Origin of the sequence: Paenibacillus hebaui (assembly GCF_051934385.1) — a bacterium.
In the GTDB taxonomy this organism is placed as follows: Bacteria; Bacillota; Bacilli; order Paenibacillales; family Paenibacillaceae; genus Paenibacillus.
Window position 1 is genome coordinate 7,184,927 of record NZ_CP196836.1, and the last position, 17,147, is coordinate 7,202,073.

At 44.6% G+C, this 17,147-nt stretch carries 14 protein-coding genes; 3 read left to right on the forward strand and 11 right to left on the reverse strand.

What is annotated here, in order from left to right; all coding sequences use genetic code 11:
- Nucleotides 1–169 precede the first annotated feature (169 nt).
- The 11 genes from ACR32F_RS32320 to rpmH form a co-directional block, all read right to left on the reverse strand.
- Complete coding sequence (locus tag ACR32F_RS32320) at nt 170–1,324, reverse strand: aminotransferase class V-fold PLP-dependent enzyme (RefSeq protein WP_440114992.1); 1,155 nt, start codon at nt 1,322–1,324, stop codon at nt 170–172.
- A 155-nt stretch (nt 1,325–1,479) separates the two neighbouring features.
- Nucleotides 1,480–2,325 (reverse strand): ParB/RepB/Spo0J family partition protein, encoded by an 846-nt coding sequence (locus tag ACR32F_RS32325; RefSeq protein WP_440114994.1) that lies wholly within the window; start codon nt 2,323–2,325, stop codon nt 1,480–1,482.
- Nucleotides 2,318–3,079, reverse strand: a complete 762-nt coding sequence (locus ACR32F_RS32330; RefSeq protein WP_440114996.1) for a ParA family protein — start codon at nt 3,077–3,079, stop codon at nt 2,318–2,320. Before ACR32F_RS32330 ends, ACR32F_RS32325 begins: the two co-directional genes overlap by 8 nt.
- A 187-nt stretch (nt 3,080–3,266) precedes the next feature.
- The gene (gene noc, locus ACR32F_RS32335) at nt 3,267–4,085 is read right to left on the reverse strand and encodes a nucleoid occlusion protein (RefSeq protein ID WP_440114998.1); all 819 of its coding nucleotides are present in this window, start codon (nt 4,083–4,085) and stop codon (nt 3,267–3,269) included.
- A gap of 662 nt (nt 4,086–4,747) precedes the next feature.
- Nucleotides 4,748–5,470, reverse strand: a complete 723-nt coding sequence (gene rsmG, locus ACR32F_RS32340; protein WP_440115000.1) for a 16S rRNA (guanine(527)-N(7))-methyltransferase RsmG — start codon at nt 5,468–5,470, stop codon at nt 4,748–4,750.
- On the reverse strand, nt 5,470–7,359 hold the full coding sequence (gene mnmG / locus ACR32F_RS32345) for a tRNA uridine-5-carboxymethylaminomethyl(34) synthesis enzyme MnmG (RefSeq protein WP_440115002.1): 1,890 nt from the start codon (nt 7,357–7,359) through the stop codon (nt 5,470–5,472). The genes rsmG and mnmG overlap by 1 nt, the downstream gene beginning before the upstream one ends.
- Before the next feature lie 213 nt (nt 7,360–7,572).
- The gene (mnmE, locus tag ACR32F_RS32350; protein WP_440115004.1) at nt 7,573–8,949 is read right to left on the reverse strand and encodes a tRNA uridine-5-carboxymethylaminomethyl(34) synthesis GTPase MnmE; all 1,377 of its coding nucleotides are present in this window, start codon (nt 8,947–8,949) and stop codon (nt 7,573–7,575) included.
- Nucleotides 8,950–9,083: 134 nt separating this feature from the next.
- Nucleotides 9,084–9,785 carry an RNA-binding cell elongation regulator Jag/EloR gene (gene jag / locus ACR32F_RS32355; RefSeq protein ID WP_440115006.1) on the reverse strand — a complete coding sequence of 234 codons (702 nt, stop codon included), beginning with the start codon at nt 9,783–9,785 and terminating at the stop codon, nt 9,084–9,086.
- The gene (locus tag ACR32F_RS32360; RefSeq protein ID WP_440115009.1) at nt 9,782–10,660 is read right to left on the reverse strand and encodes a YidC/Oxa1 family membrane protein insertase; all 879 of its coding nucleotides are present in this window, start codon (nt 10,658–10,660) and stop codon (nt 9,782–9,784) included. The genes jag and ACR32F_RS32360 overlap by 4 nt, the downstream gene beginning before the upstream one ends.
- A 74-nt stretch (nt 10,661–10,734) precedes the next feature.
- The gene (rnpA, locus tag ACR32F_RS32365; protein WP_440115011.1) at nt 10,735–11,085 is read right to left on the reverse strand and encodes a ribonuclease P protein component; all 351 of its coding nucleotides are present in this window, start codon (nt 11,083–11,085) and stop codon (nt 10,735–10,737) included.
- 359 nt (nt 11,086–11,444) lie between these two features.
- On the reverse strand, nt 11,445–11,579 hold the full coding sequence (rpmH, locus tag ACR32F_RS32370; protein WP_017691413.1) for a 50S ribosomal protein L34: 135 nt from the start codon (nt 11,577–11,579) through the stop codon (nt 11,445–11,447).
- Nucleotides 11,580–12,273: 694 nt separating this feature from the next.
- Here rpmH and ACR32F_RS32375 point away from each other — a divergent pair.
- From ACR32F_RS32375 to gntK, 3 genes are all read left to right on the forward strand, one after another.
- Nucleotides 12,274–12,948: a GntR family transcriptional regulator gene (locus ACR32F_RS32375; RefSeq protein WP_440115013.1), complete on the forward strand. Its 675-nt coding sequence runs from the start codon at nt 12,274–12,276 to the stop codon at nt 12,946–12,948.
- Between the two features lie 260 nt (nt 12,949–13,208).
- A complete protein-coding gene (locus tag ACR32F_RS32380) occupies nt 13,209–14,570 on the forward strand; it encodes a GntP family permease (protein ID WP_440115015.1) in 1,362 nt (453 codons plus the stop codon).
- A 186-nt stretch (nt 14,571–14,756) separates the two neighbouring features.
- A complete protein-coding gene (gene gntK, locus ACR32F_RS32385) occupies nt 14,757–16,304 on the forward strand; it encodes a gluconokinase (protein WP_440115017.1) in 1,548 nt (515 codons plus the stop codon).
- The last annotated feature ends 843 nt before the right edge of the window (nt 16,305–17,147 follow it).

A 17,147-nucleotide genomic window follows, 5' to 3' on the forward strand; every position in this document is an offset into this window, starting at 1 on the left:
TTATGCTTCTGATGCAGCTTTCTTTCAGAAAGCTTTTAGCTCCGCTTTTTCAGGTTATTTCTGTCCTCTCTCTCGTGTAAATGTTTAGTTCAATTTATATAGACGAATAGAAGCATCCCGATCTAAATTTAGCTGATTGGAAGTTTCTTTTGGGATTTATGCAAAATGCTCATTTTGATGCTGTTAATTCATGTACTGCTTCAATTAAAGTATCTACATCTTCTCTTGTTGTATTATAACCCACACTCGCTCTGACAGCCCCACTTTTCGTTGTCCCAGCAGACTCATGTGCAAGAGGTGTACAGTGGAAACCCGCACGTACAGCAATGCCATAATTCCGGTCTAAGCGAAATGCGAGTTGGGCTGAATCATATCCTTCAACAGTGAAGGATAACAAGCCGGTACGCGGTTGTCCAAGTTCGGGGCCAAGCATTCGAATCCCTTGTACCGATGATAACCCATTCATCATATGCTGAATCAAGTCCCACTCCTGTTTATAGATAAACTCAGGTGTCCAGTCAAGCACATGCTTTATACCTTCAGTAAGACCCGCTACCCCCACTGTATTCGGAGTCCCCGCCTCATACCGATCAGGTCGAACAAGAGGTTGCTCAATCGCTTCGGACTGGCTGCCCGTTCCTCCGTGAAGCAACGGCTGCACATCAAGCTCAGGAGCAATGTAGAGCCCTCCCGTACCCTGCGGGCCCAATAAACCTTTATGCCCTGGAAAAGCAAGCATATCAATTCCGAGTTGCTTTACATCTACAGGCATCACACCAGCACTCTGAGCGGCATCAACAAGCAATGTCGCCTGATGTTTCTGACACATAAGCGAAATTTCGCCAATAGGAAGAATACTGCCAAGCAGGTTCGAACTATGTGTGCAGACCACCAATCTTGTATTAGAACGAAACATACGTTCCATTTGAACCAGATCAATGGACCCTGCCGCATTAACAGGTACATAATCCACCTCTACATTCCGAAGCCTGCGCATATACTCCAATGGTCGTCTTACTGAATTATGTTCAGCCATAGTAGCAATGACATGATCGCCTTCTCTTAGCCAACCTTGAATAGCGAGATTCAAGGCTTCTGTAGTATTGGCTCCCAGCGCAATATCATTAGCGTTACTTATGCCGAAAAGACTGGATATCGCTTTTCTCGCGCCAAACAACACTCGGCTTGCCTGAACCGCCATCCGATGGCTACCTCTGCCCGGGTTGGCGCCTGCTATATCCAGAGCGTTCATCATGGCTTCACCAACAGAAGGTGGTTTAGGCCACGATGTCGCTGCATGATCCAGATAGATAACTTCCTCCACCCTATAACCACCTCTGGCCCTTAAATTATTTGTTCGACTTATATTTCTACTCTATAAACAAACAATGACATATCGTTTCTCCATGGTACAGAGGCGATATGTCATCACATGAAAAAGCCCCGCATTGTTGTTAGTCGATCAAGGATTCATGACTATTATTGCAGCAGTTCCAACAGTCGCTCCAGATCTTGTTTACTATAGTAATTGAGCTCAATTTTACCTTTATCTTTGTTATGCTTGATTTTCACTGTGGTTTTAAAGCGTTCACGCAAGGACTCTTCAACCGTATCAATAAATGGATCTTTTTTCTTCACCTTCGACTTGGCCCTTGCTTCACCTGTCTTGGAACGATCCAATTGTTGAACAGCTTCCTCCAGTTCGCGTACACTCCATTGCTGATCAATTGTCTGTTTTGCCAGTTGCATCACTAGGCTCTCATCTTTAACCCCGACAATAGCACGTGCATGTCCCATCGATAATGTTCCACGTGAAACATGATCCTTCACTTCATCAGGCAAAGATAACAAACGCAAGAAGTTAGCAATGTGAGAACGTGATTTTCCTACTTTTACAGAGAGCTCCTCTTGTGTCAACGCGAATTGGTCCATCAAACCCTGGTAAGCAACGGCAACTTCCATTGCGTTCAGATTCTCACGTTGCAGGTTCTCAATTAATGCAATCTCCATAACCTGCTGATCACTGAAGTTACGAACTACAGCTGGCACAGTCGCATTGCCACAATATTGGGAAGCTCTGAAACGCCGTTCTCCGGCAATAATCTCATAACCTCTCAAAACAGGACGCACAATGATTGGCTGTATCACGCCATGTTGACGAATTGATTCGGCTAGTTCATGTATCGCATCCTCATCAAATACTTTACGAGGTTGATAAGGGTTGGCCCGCAGCTGACTAATCGGGATTTCTACGACTTTATCATCGTCATTAATTGAAAGCGAAGGAATGAGGGCATCTAGACCTTTTCCAAGCCGCTTACTCATAAGAAATCACTTCCTTTGCGAGCTCTAAATACACTTCTGCTCCTCTGGACCGAGGATCATACGTAATGATGGACTGACCATGTGACGGTGCTTCACTGAGCCGCACATTGCGCGGAATAATCGTCTGATACACTTTTTGTTGAAAATATTTTTTCACTTCTTCGATAACCTGAATGCCCAGATTCGTACGTGCATCAAACATCGTCAGTAATACTCCCTCAATCTGCAGGGAAGTATTTAGATGTTTCTGAACAAGACGAACGGTATTGAGCAATTGGCTCAACCCTTCAAGAGCGTAATACTCACACTGAATCGGGATGATCACCGAATCGGAAGCTGTCAACGAATTAATCGTTAACATACCAAGGGATGGTGGGCAATCGATCAGTATGTAATCATAGTTTTTTTTCACCATGGCGAGTGATTTTTTAAGGCGAACTTCCCGTGATATCGTGGATACCAGCTCAATCTCGGCTCCGGCAAGCTGAATCGTTGCAGGTATAATATGAAGGCCTTCAATTTGAGTTTCCAAAATCGCTTCCTGAGGAGGAACTTCATTAATGATGACATCATATATACAATTGGCCACATCTGCTTTGTTAATTCCGACTCCGCTAGTGGTATTCCCCTGGGGGTCAATATCGACAAGCAATACCTTTTTCCCAAGTGAAGCCAGTCCAGCACCCAAGTTAACAGATGTCGTCGTTTTCCCCACACCGCCCTTTTGATTTGCTACGGCCATAATCTTAGACAATACCTTCACCTCAAATAAATTAGGAGTCTTTTTTTGTAGGTTGTGAGCTACATGTTAACCAAAAGCAGGTGGCTATCTTCCACACAAACAACAATTACCGTTTCCTTAATGATGCTAATCTACGTTGTTCAAGCCACACTCAACTTTATAGACAGAAAAAGCGGCCCATTGCCGCCTTAAGCTTCAATTATTTGCGTTTTGGGATATGGATAACGATCTCGTAATGGTCCTCATGGTCCGCTTCCTTGGTTTTGATGTCCAGACCAGAGCCCGATACCATATCAATGGATTGACGAATCGTATTAAGTGCGAGTCTAACGTCCTTGGTAAATGAAATGCGTTTAGATTTTTTGATCTTCGAGGATTCTTTGTAAAAGGCAACCCGCGCTTCCGTTTGTTTCACATTCAACTCTTTATCGATAATTTCGCCGAGCAATTTCATCTGTAACTCTTCCGTATCAAGCGAAAGTAAAGCTCGGGCATGACGTTCAGAGATTTTGCGTTCCATCAGTGCCATCTTGATTCCATCTGGAAGATTTAACAACCGAATTTTGTTGGCGATGGTAGACTGGCTTTTACCTAATCGTTGTGCAAGGCTCTCCTGTGTCAGTTGGTGCAGATCTATCAATTTCTGATAAGCAACCGCTTCTTCAATGGAGGTCAACCCTTCACGCTGCAAGTTTTCAATGAGTGCAATAGATGCAGCCTGTGAATCATTGAATTCACGCACAATAGCTGGAATAGTATCCAAACCGAGTTTTCGAACTGCACGCCAGCGACGTTCCCCGGCAATAATCTCATATGATCCATTTCGGACGCGGACGACAATAGGTTGAATTACACCATGTGTCTTGATTGTCTGCAACAACTCATCAATTTTATCATCATCAAAAATAGTACGGGGTTGGTATGGGCTACTCACAATTTCATTGACCGGAATTTGTTTTATCTCATCTCCGTTATTGCGTTCCGCCAAACCAAACAACTTCGAAAATTGTTCTTTCATTCCGTATATTACCACCTAGTTTCATAATAGCTCCCACATAAATGTAGGTGCTTCTTATTCAATATGCGACCCGTAAATGCCGTCGTTCTCCGAATAAGTTTTGCCTTCCATGATGCCTTCTCTAGCCAATACTGTAATGCTCAAACATCTATCTATACATATAATCTATGATCTCTGTAATCCAGGACCGGATACTTCTATTCTATCATCTTTTCTTCCATAATCCTATGTTTACCTATTCTTTAAACTCTTCTCATTTTCCTGCTTTTTCTTCATAAACATTAGTAATATGACTGCTTATATGCAAAAAAATATGGAGAAGCATATACACATGATTTACTCTTAGCAGCTGCCTTCTGTTCACAATCCTTACAAGTTAAATTTGATTTTCACTCGTGATGAACGCGATGAGAGAACTGCCTCGAAGTCACTGCAATCTCAATATATATTTCAGCATTTTGCATCATTCGATTATTAGTGCTTATGGGTACAAGATCTAGATGATTAGAATCATTTCGATCTAGTTCTTGCTGAATGGAAATCGCTTTGGGGATTTTTGTACAATGCTCATTTATGATAAAACAAAAAAGAGAATGTTTCACGTGAAACATTCTCTTTAATCTTATGAATTACCTGAACCACAGAACCTCAAAAAATCGAAGCTATACCAAAGGTGTCTTCATTGGAGTACCTGGTTTACGTGGATATTTATAAGGTGTCTTATCAAACTTCTGAATCAGAATGATATGACGCTCCGATTCCTCAACGGGTAGCTGGAAAGGATGAACTGCCTTAACCCGTCCTTTTAACTGATTAAAGCTAAATTCAGCTTCCTTCATTTCTTCGCGTGGATCTCCGCCCTTCATTGCAGCGAACATTCCACCTTTGCGAACAAATGGAAGACAGAATTCGTTAAGCACAGCAAGCTTGGCTACTGCACGCGCAGTAACGAGATCGTAACTGTCACGATACCCTTCTTTGCGTCCAATCTCTTCAGCACGTCCATGGACCAGCTCCACATCGGTCAGGCCAAGGATATCTACCACATGTTGTAGAAAGCCAATACGTTTATTCAGAGAATCAATAATAGTCAGCTTAATATGTGGAAAACAAATTTTGAGCGGGATTCCAGGGAACCCGGCACCGGAACCAATATCCGCAAGCGTGTTGACCTTTGTCATATCAGTATAAAACGCCAGCGATACCGAATCATAAAAATGCTTTGTATATACTTGCTCCCGATCCGTAATACCGGTCAAATTCATTTTTTCATTCCAGGCTACCAGCTCCTGAAAATATAATTCAAACTGCTCCAGCTGAAGTTCTCCCAGCTCTAATCCATGTTTCTTTAAGCGCCGCTGCAACATCTGTTGAATATCGTCCATTATTGTCCCCTTGCTGCGGTTACTCGGTTGTAATGCTCCAGGTAGACCAGCAGAATGGAGATGTCGGCAGGAGTAACTCCAGCAATACGAGACGCCTGACCAATCGAGATTGGACGAATCTTAGTGAGCTTCTGTTTGGCTTCCATAGCCAGACCATGAATCTCATCATATACAATGGTATCCGGTATTTTCTTTTTCTCCATCTTTTGCAAACGTTCCACGTGGATCAATTGTTTATCAATATAACCCGCATATTTGATTTGAATTTCAACTTGTTCCTTCATATCTGCCGACAGTTCTACCTCAGATGGTGAGATCTGTTCAATCCAGTCATACCCAATTTCCGGGCGACGCATCAAAGTGAGCAGCGTACTCCCATCCTGAATGGGTGTAGAACCGATCTCTTCCAACTTCGGATTCACTTCGACAGGACGAACTTTTGCCACTTTCAGACGAGCTACTTCCTGCTCAACCTTCGCCTTTTTGTCCAGGAATTTGGCATAACGTCCTTCTGGGATCAGTCCAATATCATGACCGATTTCCGTCAAACGCATATCTGCATTATCATGACGAAGCAACAGACGATACTCGGCGCGTGAAGTCAGCAGACGATAAGGTTCATTCGTACCTTTGGTTACCAGATCATCAATGAGCACACCAATGTATCCTTGGGAACGATCAAGTACAACCGGCTCTTGGCCTTGCACTTTGCGTGCAGCATTGATTCCAGCCATAACACCTTGTCCTGCCGCTTCTTCATAGCCGGAGGTCCCATTAATCTGACCTGCCGTGAACAGACCTGGTAGACGTTTGGTTTCCAGTGAAGGCCACAGTTGCGTAGGAACCATTGCATCGTATTCAATCGCGTATCCGTTACGCATCATCTCTACTTTTTCCATACCTGGAATTGAACGCAGCATAGCTAGTTGAACGTCTTCTGGCATACTGGTGGACAACCCCTGTACATAATACTCGGATGTGTTCTTGCCTTCCGGCTCAAGGAATATCTGATGTTTCGGCTTGTCGCTGAAACGAACAATTTTATCCTCAATGGAAGGGCAATAACGTGGTCCGGTACCTTCAATAAGACCCGAGAACATCGGTGCACGATGCAGATTATCATTAATAATCTGATGTGTTTCCACAGATGTATATGTCAACCAGCAAGGCAGTTGTTCATTATCAGAAGATTCTGTTTCATAGGAAAAGAATTTCGGCTTGTCATCACCAGGCTGAATTTCAGTTTTGCTAAAATCAATCGTATCCTTATGCACACGCGGGGGTGTACCTGTTTTGAAACGAACGAGGTCGAATCCAAGCTCACGTAGATGTTCAGATAATTTGAGCGAAGGCTGTTGGTTGTTCGGTCCACTCTCATACATCAACTCACCCATAATGACTTTACCGCGCAAGTAAGTCCCCGTTGTCAAAACAACAGCTTTCGCTCTGTACTCAGTACCTGTTTGAGTTACTACACCCACACACTGTCCGTCTTCGACAATCAGGCGATCAACCATCCCTTGACGCATGATCAGATTCTGCTCATTCTCCATCGTTTCCTTCATCTTATGCTGGTATGAGAATTTATCTGCCTGAGCACGAAGTGCGTGAACCGCAGGTCCTTTACCCGTGTTAAGCATTCGCATCTGAATAAAGGTTTTATCGATATTCCGTCCCATCTCGCCACCAAGTGCATCAATCTCACGGACCACATGTCCTTTAGCTGGTCCCCCAATGGATGGGTTACAAGGCATGAAGGCCACCATGTCCAGATTGATCGTAATCATTAGTGTTTTGGACCCCATACGGGCTGCGGCCAGTGCAGATTCCACACCAGCATGTCCTGCACCAACGACGATTACATCATAACTGCCGCCATCAAAAGCCATTCCCATTTACCTCCTTATTCCGCTGCAATCTGTGTAGCATTTGCAGGCGGATCTATTCGTACAATCATGAACGTGTAAGCGTTCATGAGAACTCGCATTCCTATCTATATCAAACCCACATCGATTTACAACGTCATTCCATCCTCAGACAATGGCCAAGTTGAACTCCTTAATCATACACTACTTTTTCACTGATCAGACAGTCTATTGATTTTACTTTCCTAGGCAGAATTGGGAGAAAATCTGATCAATTAATGCATCATGTGCTGTATCGCCCACAATTTCGCCCAGATGCTCCCATGCCAGACGAACATCGATCTGGATCATGTCGATTGGGATCAGTTGCTCCGCTGCTTCATAAGCGTCGATCAATGACTGTTTGGCTTTCTTCAGCAAAGCGATATGACGCACATTACTGACATACGTCAGGTCAGCCGACTCCAGCTTGCCACTGAAGAACAAGGTGGAGATGGCATCTTCCAGCCGATCTACGCCCAGATCATCTTTCACAGACATCGGCACAATTCGTTCCTCCGGAATATAACGAAGCAAAACATCGCGGTCTGCCTGCGGTGTTAAGTCCATTTTATTCATAATAATAATGGATTGTCTACCGCGGATTTGTTCCAATAATTCAATCTCATCCTGATGAAGTGGCTCGGCCGCATTAATAACCATTAAGATCAGATCAGCTTCATTCACTGCAGAACGAGAACGTTCCACCCCGATTTTCTCTACAACGTCCATCGTTTCCCGTATTCCTGCCGTATCGAGCAGCTTAAGTGGGATATTATTAATGGTAACGAATTCCTCGATCACGTCACGCGTTGTACCCGGAATATCAGTTACAATAGCGCGGTTATCCTGAGCCAGTGTATTCAACAATGAGGATTTCCCTACGTTAGGCCGTCCAACAATAGCGGTTGTGATTCCTTCCCGCAGTATCTTTCCTTGCTCTGCTGTAACCAGCAATTTATCGATTTCAGTCATCACCTGACTGGATTTCTCTTTAATAAAATCAGACGTCAACGACTCCACATCATGCTCGGGATAATCGATGTTCACTTCAATATGAGCAAGGGTCTCCACCAATGTGTACCTTAGATCACGTAGTTTGGATGACAGCTTGCCCTCCACTTGTTTCAGCGCAACCGAGAAAGCCCGATCCGATTTGGAACGAATGAGATCCATGACCCCTTCTGCCTGTGACAGATCAATCCGCCCATTGAGAAAAGCACGCTTCGTGAATTCACCAGGTTCAGCCAGACGTATATCAAGCTGCAACAGCAAATCCATCACACGTTTAACCGAGACTACACCACCATGAGCACTAATCTCCACAACGTCTTCTGTTGTAAACGAACGTGGTGCGCGCATCACAGTAACCAGAACTTCTTCTATTTTCTCGCCAGTACCCGGATCTATAATGTGACCGTAATGAACCGTGTGGGATGCTGCCTGAGTTAAAGGGGTCTTGCTACGAAAAATTTTCTCCGTCTCCGACACCGCATCCGGGCCGCTGACCCGGATCACTGCGATCCCCGCCTCTCCAACAGCCGTTGATATCGCTGTGATCGTATCACTGATCATGGTTATCTCTCCTTGCTCTATTTTAAAATTGCCGACCCTCAGGACGCCATATTAAATTCAACGTAAATGCTTCTGTACGAAAAAAGCAATGGCTTCTGCACCGGGCAGGAAGCCATTGCGTCTTCAATTTCGTGTTATTTCGTCATAATGACCACGCGGCGATTGGGCTCTTCGCCCTTGCTGTATGTCTTAATCTGCGGGTGATTTTGCAGTTTGGCATGAATGACTTTACGTTCGAGTGGAGGCATAGGCTCCAGTACAACTTCTTTGCCCGAGCGGATGGCTTGTCCAGCCAAACGTTCAGCCAGGTCTTCCAGCGTCTTACGCCGCCGTTGACGGAAATTCTCTGCATCCAGCACGATCCGAACAAAGTTTTCCGAATAACGGTTCGCCACAATGTTCGTTAAATATTGAAGGGCATCCAGCGTCTGTCCACGTCTGCCAATAATCATGCCCAGGTCTTCACCGGCAATATTGAAGATATGTCCATCACGGTGTTTTTTGATATGCACTTCAACATCCAGTCCCATACCTGCTGCCACTTCTTTTAAGAAAGCAGCCGCTTCCTCATAGGGATTTTTAGCTACAACACCCTCAAGTGTTACATCAACCTGAGGTATATGTGCGGCCGGCTTGATCGGCTGTGGAACTGGTTCAGGCACAGGCAAAAGTTTAACTTCCACTTTAGCCGCCTTTACCCCGAACAAACCCAGGAATCCTTTTGACGGCTGCTCTAACACTTGTATCTCGACCTTGTCCCGACTTGCGCCAAGCTCAGCCAATCCTTGGTTTACAGCATCTTCAACGGTTTTTCCTGACGTAATGACTTTGGTCATTTCGATTTTTTGGCCCCTTTCGACCCTTTTCCAGAGATGGTTGCCTTGCCACCGTTTTTGCGTTTGGCTCCATATTTGGAAGGGCTACTCTGCTTCACGTTGACCTCAGCCACGATTTTATCATTATTCCGGTAAAGGAAATAGTTTTGCACGATCGTGTAGATGTTACTGTAGAACCAGTACAACGGCAATGCAGCCGGGAACTGATAAGACATAACGAAGATCAATATCGGATACACCCACAGCATGAACTGCATCGGTCCGATCTGCTGGGCAGGATTCATACGCATCATCATCCACGTTTGGACAAATGTTGTGATGGCTGCCAGCACAGGCAGGATAAACAGGTGATCCGGCTCTCCGAGTTGTAACCACAAGAAATCATGTGTTCTCAGACTCGAGTTTCCGTAAATTGAGTTATAAAGTGCGATGTAAATCGGCATCTGGATCAGAAGTGGCAGACAACCCGCCATCGGATTAACTTTGTTCTCCTGAAACAACTTCATTGTTTCTTGCTGAACTTTCTCAGGTGTATCTTTATACTTGGCTTGAATTTCTTTCAATTTCGGCTGAATAGCCTGCATCGCCTTGGAACTGCGTACCTGCTTCATTGTCAGCGGCAAGATTAACGTACGTACAATCAACACCATCACAAGGACGGCCAGTCCATATTCACCGTTAAACCAGTTGGCAAATGTATCGAGCGCCAGGGAGAACCAGTAAATAACATTACTTTGCCAGAATGATTCACTGTTTTTAAGATCTTCCGTAGTAACCCCAGACCCTTGCGGAGTACACCCAGCTAGTACGGTGACCATTGCAATGACTGCAATGAGGAGAATCCACTTCCCCTTTGATGTCTTCAATCGCGACACTTCATAACCCCTCTCTTAACCATTCCATTCCACCGTAAATCATACCATAATTAGGAGGACAAATAAACCGAAGCTTACCGCTTGCTCGACTTCAAAAGAGAGCCCTTGCGCATCGCATGCAGCAGGCTTTTTTCCATATCCTTGTAGGACATGTCCAATGCGCCTTTTCTGACGATAAAGATCAGATCCATCTGCGTAACAATCTCTTTCTCATGATGCCGTACAATTTCCTTAATCATGCGTCTCATCCGGTTGCGTACGACAGCGTTTCCGATTTTCTTGCTGCATGATACCCCAACCCGGAATTGCTCCGTATCTTTACGGCGGCAGCCATACACCACGAACTGATGATTGGCAAACGATTTCCCATACCGGTATACGCGGCTAAAGTCCGCCCGGTTTCGTAAACGCAGTCTTTTATACACGGCGCTTCTCCTTGCTGTTCTCTACCAACGTTATTGACGAAGGCCTCATTACTGATTTAGTATAGGCTTTCTTGAATGACGGTAAACCATCTTGGCGACAACTTCATTTAGGATGATTGTTGATCAGCTACTTGAACTGAGCAGACATCCATCCGGGATGATTGTTGATCGGCTACTTGAACCGGTTAGACATTCATCCTTATATAAGGAACGTTTTCGAAAAAACGGACAACTCATTCATTTACAACAATGCACATAGCTAGCTTTTTCGCAGACCATTCAGACCTGATCTGTACCAGCATCCAGTCTGAATTGAGCTAATTAAGAAAAAAAAGACCACCGCGGTGGTCTTCAATGCATTAAGCACTCAGGTTTTTACGGCCTTTAAGGCGACGTGCGGCCAAAATTTTACGGCCGTTGCTCGTGCTCATTCTTTTCCGGAAACCATGAACTTTTTTACGTTTGCTAACGTTCGGTTTGAATGTAGGTCTCAATGTATTGCACCTCCTTACAAGGAAATACTTATGTGATGAATCACTTTCATCTTCACAGAAAACACCTTTATACATTTAACCATGTACACCTGGAAAAGTCAACAGCATGCCACCAGACTCCTCCCCCTTTTAATTACGCTTTCCACTCTGCCTGAAAGGTTCTCCATGCCTACCTCCGTTTACATCCCTTTTGAAGAACAAACGAGAGGCTCATAAAAGTTATCCCCAACTCCAAATTATACTTCAACATTTCAGCTTTTACGGTTATCCACACCCTTTGAAAGCCTTTATTACCTTCTGTACTCGTTCTTAAAGTTATTCACATGTGGATAATGAATTATCATGGACGTCATCACATTTCTAATACGGACTAACCAATGAACAATAGCGATCCACTTTATGTATTTTAAATTTAATGTATCCGCTTTAATCTCATGGTTTACAAGTTTTCGAGAAAGGTGTAGGATAAAAATCACATCTTGTATACAAGTACACTTATAGCTCTTTGAAAAGTTCACTTGCCGCAGCTCTTTGAAAAGTTCACTTGCCGCAGCTCATCACATCTGCATTATATTTTTATGGTTACCCTTTAATGATGCCCTTCTATTGGATTGAGGCAAAATGCTCAAACGGCAAAATAGTTGTGCTATGATCAGTATTGAACTGATTACTTAATATAGGAGCGTTAGCCATTATGCTGTTTCCTTCTTCCTGGCTTCAGGGAGCTTCCCGCGGGGAAGCAATTGCCTGTGAATTAAGGCTGCGTATTATTAGCGGGACCCTTCGTTCTGGAGAAATTTTGTCAGAAAATCGGATTGCCGCTGATTTTGACAGCAGTCGATCACCTGTACGTGAAGCATTAAAAACACTGTCGAATGAGGGACTAATTCGGCTTGAACGTATGGGTGTGGTTGTTATTGGAATGAAAATTAAGGATGTCGAAGAATTGTATGATGTCCGCTTCCTAATCGAAAGCTTTGTACAACAGCGACTCGCGGTTGATGTTTCAGATTCATTAATCACACAGCTTCGTAACGTGATCGACAAAATGCAACTGGCCGGACGACATCAGGACGCCGTTGAATTCGCTTATCAGGACCTGACCTTTCATGAGACCATTATTGAAGCTGCTCAACATTCACGTATTTCACATCTATGGAGAAGCATTCGATATGTTGTCATGACGGTCATGCTGCTCACGACCCGCAGGGTATTTGTTCAGGGCGAGCAGAAAGTAAGCGCTGTAATTGAGAAGCACCGTTTGCTCGTTGAAGCACTCGAATCCGGTGACAAAATGCTCATTCAGGCTGGAGTCCGCACGTATTTCCAAGATTCCGGCAAGACACTGCACGAGAGCTTTGATCCTTGAAGGTATGCTGACAGACCTTATTCTTCGTTGGTGCAACTTGGTCTGTTTAAAGTGTGTGCGAGGAGTTCGCAATCATATCCGCTGTGAATGATTGCGCCCTAACTTGTCGACAAGTATACAAAATGCGATTTGTTTGATTTTTTGAGGGTATATTTAGACTGAATGGCGCACGATTTACATGAATACTACTGTCCGCAATTCCTTAATTGACGATGACTTTACTTGTAAGCGTTCTATAACAGAAAAAAGGAGCATACACCATGAGCACTCTTTTTGGACTATCCCACAATGCCACTTTATTGATCTGGACTTTGATTGCGATCGTTTTTCTGATCGTCTTGATCTCCAAGTATAAATGGAATCCCTTTATTACCCTTTTGTTATCCGCATTAATGCTCGGTCTGCTTACAGGCATGAAGCCTGCCGATGTGATTTCTTCTATTACTGGAGGGCTTGGCGGAACTCTCGGAACGATCGCCATCGTAATCGGTCTTGGTACGATGCTGGGCAAGATGATGGCCGAATCTGGCGGTGCCGAACGGATCGCGACCACACTTGTGGATCGATTTGGTGTAAAACGCGTACACTGGGCCATGATGATTGTTGGTTTCATCGTTGGTATCCCCGTTTTTTTTGAAGTCGGCGTCATTTTGCTGATTCCGATCATTTTCACCGTTGCGCGTAAAACCAATATGTCACTGCTGCAGATCGGTATTCCGATTCTGGCAGGTCTTTCGACTGTACACGGTCTGGTTCCCCCTCATCCAGCTCCAATGATCGCTATCGAAGCGTTCAGCGCGGATTTGGGAAAAACAATTTTGTATTCCCTTATCGTAGGGATTCCAACAGCCATTATTGCTGGCCCTTTGTTTGGTAAATTTATTGGTAAAAGAATACATACCGAACCGCCAGCAGAGCTTGCAGAACAATTCGCAAACAAAACCAACAGCAACCTGCCCGGTTTCGGCATTACTCTGTTTACCATATTACTGCCGGTCATCCTGATGCTGTTTGGTTCGATAGCAAGTATCATTGACCCGGATGCTACGAGTGGATTCACGGTTTTTAGTGAATTTATCGGACATGAAATCATTGCCCTGCTGATCTCGGTGGTCTTTGCCTTATTTTCGCTCGGCTTTGCACGTGGATTTACGAAACACGATATTTCCCGCTTCACCAGTGAATGTCTGGCGCCTACGGCGACCATAATTCTCATCATCGGCGGAGGCGGCGCCTTCAAGCAGGTACTCATTAACAGCGGTGTAGGAAATGCCATTGCAGAGGTAGCCACACACGCCAATATAAACGTGATTCTCTTTGCCTGGCTTGTTGCTGCACTGATACGGGTCGCTACTGGTTCAGCAACGGTTGCGATGACAACAGCAGCGGGTATTGTAGCTCCAGTTCTTGCACTTACGCCAGGAGCCAATATCGAGTTGGTAGTACTGGCTACCGGTGCAGGCTCGCTTGTCCTGTCCCATGTGAATGATGCAGGCTTCTGGATGATCAAAGAATTCTTTAATATGAGCGTGTCCCAGACACTCAAGACGTGGACCGTTATGGAAACACTACTATCCGTCGTTGGACTGATCTTTATTTTGCTGCTGAGTACAGTAGTATAGATTGAATTTCTATAACAGCATTATGCATCATTCGATTCAGGCACGCTCCCGGGTACAAGATTTAGACGAATAGAAACATTCCCGTCTAAATCTTAATGATTGAAAGACGCTCTTTGGATTAATACAAAATGCTCCTATATAAGAGAAGTTAAATTTCATTGCTTCAAGGAAAGAAGGTTTAGACCCATGAAAAACTACATGATTGGTATGGATATCGGTACGACCAGCACCAAATCCGTACTTTTTACGGAACAAGGTGAAGTCGTAAGTACTTCCTCACAGGAATATCCTTTATACACCCCTGCACCAGATGTGGCTGAGCAGGATCCAGAGGAAATTGTACAGGCTGCCCTTCGCTCCGTACGAGGAGTGATGGACCAGAGTGGTGTTAACGCGGAACAAATCTTGTTCGTATCCTGCAGCTCGGCCATGCATAGTGTTATTGCCATGGGGGAAGATAACAAACCACTCACCCGCTGCATCACATGGGCAGATAATCGGAGCGCGGCTTGGGCCAACAAACTACAAGAGAATGGGTTAGGCCATCGCATCTATCTGCGAACAGGTACCCCCATCCATCCCATGTCTCCTCTGACCAAATTAATGTGGCTGCGCCACGATGAGCCTGAACTTTTTGAGCGTGCAGCCAAATTCATCTCTATTAAAGAATATCTATTCTTCCGTTTGTTCAGCCAATATGTAGTGGATCATTCCATCGCCTCCTGCACAGGTCTGCTTAATCTAGAAAAACTGGATTGGGATTCGGAGGCTCTTGAAATCGCAGGTATCACACCAGACCATCTGTCGAAGCTCGTCCCTACAACACATACTATAGAGGGAATGAATAACGATTGGGCTGAAAAAATGGCTCTCTCCCCCTCTACCCCCTTCGTCATCGGTGCAAGTGACGGGGTATTGTCCAACCTGGGCGTGAACGCCATTGAACCTGGTGTTGTCGCAGCAACCATCGGAACCAGTGGTGCTATTCGTACCGTCGTCGACCATCCGGTTACTGATCCAAAAGGTCGGACCTTCTGTTACGCCCTCACGGAGAATCTTTGGGTCATCGGTGGACCTGTGAATAATGGCGGCATGTTGTTCCGCTGGGTTCGGGATGAATTCGCTGCCTCGGAAGTGGAAACAGCGAAACGGCTTGGCATCAATTCCTATGATGTGCTTACCAAGATTGCGGAACGAGTCAGTCCAGGATCAGAAGGGCTTCTGTTCCATCCATACCTGTCGGGCGAACGTGCGCCTTTGTGGAACCCGGATGCTCGGGGTTCTTTCTTTGGTTTGACCCTTCACCATCAGAAAGAGCATATGATCCGTGCCGTCCTGGAAGGCGTTATTTTTAACCTTTACACGGTACTGCTCGCCATGGAAGAACAGATTGGCCAACCTACCTCCATTCAGGCAACCGGCGGTTTTGCGCGTTCTCCACTCTGGCGTCAGATGATGTCTGATATCTTCAATCAGGAAGTCGTTGTACCCGAAAGTTTCGAGAGTTCCTGTCTTGGTGCCGTCGTGTTGGGGCTGTATGCAACAGGTCGTATTACCTCGCTCCACGCTGTTTCTTCTATGGTAGGTACAACGCACAAGCATACTCCTATCAGAGAAAATGCATTGATCTATCGGGAGCTGCTTCCCATATTCATTCGCATCTCACGCAAACTGGAAGAGGAGTACGCAGACATCGCCGATTTCCAGCGTAAATTTTCCGTTAAAATACCTTAGTGCATGGGTTTGTTCTTCGTATTCCATCCAAATAGTACATCAAAAAAGGTTGTTCCCTCTGACCCTCTCTCTGGTCTTAGGGAACAACCTCTTTTAGCGTTAATCGACTTAGCTCCTCATCGAACAAACCGCTCTTTCTTCTGTCGTAAAATCCATCTCATTAGCCCGCGCTCATGATCCCTATTCAACGACTCATTCCACCCTAATTCTCAATTGCTCCGGTTTCGACTGCTCACTTCCCTTGTTTTTTTTGCTTACGCGAAGCCAAAAGTCGCTCCCATTCGATAACATCGCATTGCAGTTTTCACTATTTATGAAACTGGCGTCAAAACAAGATTAGCTAAGATGATGATTGATCGTTTACTTGAACCCAGCAAATCCCCAACATGCAATTTTCAACATTCCCGTTATCCACAGGCAAGTTATACACAAACTCAGAATACATTTACACACAATTCAGCATCATTTGACGGATAACCTGTGTATAAAACATTTTGGGTTTTTGGGTCATTCTGTCGAAACTTAAACAATTTATAAACAATATATTGTGTTGTGATTAAAAATTATACACAAGTTATTGAATTTGTGGATAAAATCACACGATACATTGAAATGCCGGGCTTCTTTTGCTATGATTGTATTACTTTTGGATGTGAATATGTGATCTGACCCATAATATTATCAACAGCCTGTGGATAAAGTTGTGAACAATTTTCCGTTGTTCATTCTTTTTTTGTTTTCGACCTGCGGGGGTTTGGGGATAAATTCAACAATATATCTCGTATTTCGACATTGAATCATGGCTTAAGCCACACTTGGAACATGTAAAAGGAGTGACAGTCT

Bases quoted from the DNA above. Each gene is read 5' to 3' on its own strand.
- ACR32F_RS32325 (WP_440114994.1), bottom strand. From the start codon at position 2,325: ATGAGTAAGCGGCTTGGAAAAGGTCTAGATGCCCTCATTCCTTCGCTT.
- noc (WP_440114998.1), bottom strand. From the start codon at position 4,085: ATGAAAGAACAATTTTCGAAGTTGTTTGGTTTGGCGGAACGCAATAAC.
- rsmG (WP_440115000.1), bottom strand. From the start codon at position 5,470: ATGGACGATATTCAACAGATGTTGCAGCGGCGCTTAAAGAAACATGGA.
- mnmG (WP_440115002.1), bottom strand. From the start codon at position 7,359: ATGGCTTTTGATGGCGGCAGTTATGATGTAATCGTCGTTGGTGCAGGA.
- mnmE (WP_440115004.1), bottom strand. From the start codon at position 8,949: ATGATCAGTGATACGATCACAGCGATATCAACGGCTGTTGGAGAGGCG.
- jag (WP_440115006.1), bottom strand. From the start codon at position 9,785: ATGACCAAAGTCATTACGTCAGGAAAAACCGTTGAAGATGCTGTAAAC.
- ACR32F_RS32375 (WP_440115013.1), top strand. From the start codon at position 12,274: ATGCTGTTTCCTTCTTCCTGGCTTCAGGGAGCTTCCCGCGGGGAAGCA.
- ACR32F_RS32380 (WP_440115015.1), top strand. From the start codon at position 13,209: ATGAGCACTCTTTTTGGACTATCCCACAATGCCACTTTATTGATCTGG.
- gntK (WP_440115017.1), top strand. From the start codon at position 14,757: ATGAAAAACTACATGATTGGTATGGATATCGGTACGACCAGCACCAAA.